At 33.4% G+C, this 4,159-nt stretch carries 4 protein-coding genes; all 4 read left to right on the top strand.

The features are described 5' to 3' along the window. Positions 1-306: 306 nt before the first annotated feature. The 4 genes from PQ474_RS25620 (at position 307) to PQ474_RS25605 (ending at position 4,084) form a co-directional block, all read left to right on the top strand. On the top strand, positions 307-966 hold the full coding sequence (locus PQ474_RS25620; RefSeq protein WP_273848407.1) for a DUF3784 domain-containing protein: 660 nt from the start codon (positions 307-309) through the stop codon (positions 964-966). A 790-nt stretch (positions 967-1,756) separates the two neighbouring features. After that, positions 1,757-2,584, top strand: coding sequence for an AraC family transcriptional regulator (locus PQ474_RS25615; RefSeq protein WP_273848406.1), 828 nt, complete (start codon positions 1,757-1,759; stop codon positions 2,582-2,584). Positions 2,585-2,844: 260 nt separating this feature from the next. Further along, positions 2,845-3,294, top strand: coding sequence for an SRPBCC family protein (locus PQ474_RS25610; RefSeq protein ID WP_273848405.1), 450 nt, complete (start codon positions 2,845-2,847; stop codon positions 3,292-3,294). Between the two features lie 367 nt (positions 3,295-3,661). Then, positions 3,662-4,084 carry a VanZ family protein gene (locus PQ474_RS25605; protein WP_273848404.1) on the top strand — a complete coding sequence of 141 codons (423 nt, stop codon included), beginning with the start codon at positions 3,662-3,664 and terminating at the stop codon, positions 4,082-4,084. The last annotated feature ends 75 nt before the right edge of the window (positions 4,085-4,159 follow it).

Genomic DNA, 4,159 nt, shown 5'->3' with positions numbered 1-4,159 from the left:
TATTTACTTTTTTGGCTCTAAACAGGAAGAACTTTAAAACTGAAAATTCAGTCAGTATATATGCAACACTAGTGATCGAAAATAAATAAATTAGAAAAACGAGTAGAAGATTTGGAAAACAGATTACACAAAGAGTAGTAACTAAATATTTATTAGTTTCAACACCTAGTTAAATGAGCTATTGTGCTTATTTGGATTTCCATTTTAAAAACAAAATATACGGTTGGATATACTTCAAGCAGCTAGTGTAGAGTATTGTTTGAACACAAAAAAAATAATTTATATATAAAGACAGGGGGGATTTATTTGATCGCACTCATTATTATCCAACTATTTATGGTTCTATTGTTTTTTCTATTAGGACACCTTATCGTAAAAAAAGAAGCATATTTTCTTCTATCTGGATTTTCTGCAAAATCGGAGGAAGATCAACAGATACTTATTCAGAATGGCTATCCACAAGCAACAGGAAGAGCACTGATAAATTCAGGTTTTATTTTACTTGGTGGATTAGGATTATATCTATTTAGGATTCAATATATGGTGGAACTATCATGGCTTGTGATGATCATTTATTTATTTGTCCATTTACTCTATATTGGTAAATTAGATACGACCCAAAATAGGAGGCGTAATTCAATAATTTTAAAAATTACGATCGTGTTTACTTTTGGAATTTTAGGGTGGACTTCCTATATTGGTATACAACCGAATGAATTATCAATTTCGGATAATCGACTGCACATTAGTGGTTCTTACGGAGTGGAATGGCCTCTGGATGAAATTACGAACATTGAATTAGCCGATACAATTCCAAATGTCCAAATGAGAACAAATGGTTTTGCTTTAGCTAATCGATTAAAGGGCCATTTTCGGCTTGAGGGTTTAGGGAAAGGCAAGTTATTTCTATTTCAAAATCACCCTCCTTTTATTTATATGAAAAAGGAGAAGATTATTTATTCATAAACTCAAGAGACAGCCACGAGACGAAATTGTGGTATGAAGAACTGATGGATGCAGTCACTGATAGCCTAATGTAATAAATTGATACGAGTGTTATTTGCAATCGGTAAGAAGCAGTTTGAGTTTAGTGAAGATAGAATGCTAAAGGATATTCCTCATCTGAATTACCAAAGGTAGCTTAATTTTTCTCGATACTAGGAAAATAATATGGTTTTTAAGTAGATTATTTCAATAAATAATAGACATTTGAAGCACGGATTAGTCAGTAAATCAACTAAAATACTGACATTGATCCTATCGGGCATCATAACTGACATCTACCTCATGGAAAGGTTGGACGAAGGAATTTTGGAGCATAGACACTGCGAGATATGGGAGGGTTGACCTCCATGAGAAATGTAGACATCCACCAGTGCGACCATACTTCAACTTAATATCCACTTTTTGGATAGAGGTGGTTTGGGTACATACAGCCTTTTTTGCTTCTCAACTCCAAAATATACCTATAAAACAATTTTATCCCATATTATCAATGTCTATTAAAAATGGATGACTATGAAATAGTGAGAAAAGGCTAGAAATCGAAAGATATCCCTTTCTATATAGAGGGAGGATAGTTGAATATTCTCTTTGTCTTATGTTCCACAACTGGGACATTATTAATGAATAAAGAAAAATTGTTCTTGAGAAAGTAATTCTACATTTACATATACATCCTACAAATCTGAACGGATTATATCGGGTCGTTAAATGTTTATCTTGTTATTCTTAAAAGCGAAGGGAGGTTATTTAAATGGATTTGCTTAAAAGTATGAACGCAGCAGTAAGCTATATCGAAAACCATTTGGCGGATGATATTAATTACAAAGAAGTTGCAAAGATTACACATTTCTCTGACCATCATTTTAAACGAATGTTTTCGTTTATAGCGGGGATTACCTTGGCAGACTATGTGCGTAGAAGACGATTGACCTTAGCTGCCTTTGATTTAAAAGAAAGTGATATGAGAGTGATTGATGTAGCTATTAAGTATGGTTACAATTCACCAGATTCATTTTCAAGAGCATTTCAAGCATTACATGGAGTAAATCCTAGTACAGTGAAAAATTCAGACGTTCCTTTAAAAGCGTATCCTCGGATGACCTTCCATATTTCGATTAAAGGAGATGTTGAAATGAATTACAAATTTGTTGAGAAAGAGCCTTTTACCGTAGTTGGGAAAAAAGAAACAGTAGCTTCTAGTAGAGAAGAATTCAATCCAAAAATGTGGGAGCATATTGAAGAAATAGAAGAATCTGTTAAGCTATACGATAATACTTCGTTTTCAGGTATACTAAATATTTCAGTGACAAAAGAGAATGGAGACATTGATTACTATATTGCTACAGCTACTACTAAGCCATGTCCCAAAGAACTTGAGATTTTGGAAATTCCTTCTCAAACATGGGCAGTATTTCAAGCAACAGGAGAAATGCCAGACGCTTTATTAACGACATGGGAGCGAGTTTATACCGAATGGTTCTCAACGTCTGGTTATGAATTAGCTGAAGCTCCCGAATTTGTAAAAGGGATTAACGATACAAAAACGGAAATTTGGGTTCCTGTTAAGAAAAAGCAATAGTTAGAGGGAGGTCTTTGTGACCTCTTCTTTACTTATTAAACAACGGGAGCTTTACTTCCAAAAGCAGGAAGTAAGGCGTTTTTTGTTGAACTTAAAATAGGGATACAAGATATATGAAGATGATGATTAATGGCTATTAATGTAGGGGTTATGATTAGTTATATATTATGAAATCAACAAGCAAGATTAATAAAGCTATTATATAAAATATAACAATCGCCTGATTTATTAAGGAGTAAAAAGTCAAGGGAGGAAATGGTATGAGTATTCAGTTTGAAGCAAAAAAAACCTTTAATGTTCCGAGAGAAAAGGTTTACCAAGGCTTGTTGGATTTGGATTCAGCAAAGCATTGGATGCAAGGATTAGTTCGAATGGAGCGATTGGATGCAGGTCCTATGAAAGTTGGCAGTAGATGGAAAGAAACAAGGAAAATGATGGGGCAAGAAGCAACGGAAGTATTTGTAGTAACTGGTCTTGAACCTTATAAAATTCAACTTTTTGTAGACGGTTCAAAAGGGACAAGCGGTAAAGGGGAACATTTTTATACATATTCAATTAAAGACTTGGGAAATTCAACAGAGGTTACTTTACACGGGGAAATTAAAGGGATGACTGGAATAGCAAAACTAGTTAGTAAACTGATGACAGGCACATTCCAAAAAATTTGTGCCAAGGATTTGGATGGGTTGAAGAATTATTTGGAGAAATGAAAAAGTGAAAGGATATTACGGAGTACTTGATAAATGAAGCTATAGTTACTCAACTACCATGAAAATAAACTTCTCTAATTACATAAAAAGGACAATAACAAAGAAGACCCTTCTAATTCGTTTTAAAAAAAGAGCCGTATACATTGAACTATGGATTGGTTGACTGGATTAAGAACCAGTATAGACAACTTAGTATATTTTCATTCTCTGTGGTGAAGCGCTGATTTTTGCGCTTCATGGCTGGCTAACGGGTGGTTTGATTGAATAAGGTCAGCGCACTTCTTGTTACATTAACGAGGTGATTAACTGGTTAAGAATAACAAACATCGCATGGACATACCTTTTATTGAGGAGGTATGTTCATGCGATGTTTGTTATTGATTTGAAATCAAAGTGGTGTGTTATTGTTTTAACTTTGTTCTATATTTCTTTGGTGTTATTTCGTTTTATTCAGGAAGACTTGATGGGAGTTATACTGGAGTGTCACATAATTTTGTCCCTTTTGCTACTAGTGGCACTTAGCTATAATTTTGATACTTGGTTTTATAATACTTCCGGTGTGGTGTTACTATTTATCCCAATAGGAGTTTTAATTCCACTCCTTTTACCTAAATTAAAGAACGTTTTGACAATAGTATTAATATTGATGTTTAGCCTTACTATTGAGTCAGTGCAATACGTTACTCAATTAGGTGTGTTTGATGTAGATGATATTATGTTAAATTCATTAGGAGGACTTATAGGTATTTTGGTTTTTAGTCATTTAAAAAGAAAAAGGTTATTCAATTAAACCAGCTAATAGTTTGTCAATATTTTTCAATAAAAATTTAAAATCTTTCATGATATACTAAAAATGGCATGCCAA

Origin of the sequence: Halalkalibacter alkalisediminis (genome assembly GCF_028610705.1) — a bacterium.
GTDB classification, from domain to species: Bacteria; Bacillota; Bacilli; order Bacillales; family Bacillaceae_D; genus Halalkalibacter; species Halalkalibacter alkalisediminis.
This window is presented reverse-complemented; position numbering and strand designations above follow the sequence as displayed.

Excerpts from the sequence above, each read along its gene's own strand:
- PQ474_RS25615 (WP_273848406.1), top strand. The coding sequence starts at position 1,757 with ATGGATTTGCTTAAAAGTATGAACGCAGCAGTAAGCTATATCGAAAAC.
- PQ474_RS25605 (WP_273848404.1), top strand. The coding sequence starts at position 3,662 with ATGTTTGTTATTGATTTGAAATCAAAGTGGTGTGTTATTGTTTTAACT.
- PQ474_RS25610 (WP_273848405.1), top strand. The coding sequence starts at position 2,845 with ATGAGTATTCAGTTTGAAGCAAAAAAAACCTTTAATGTTCCGAGAGAA.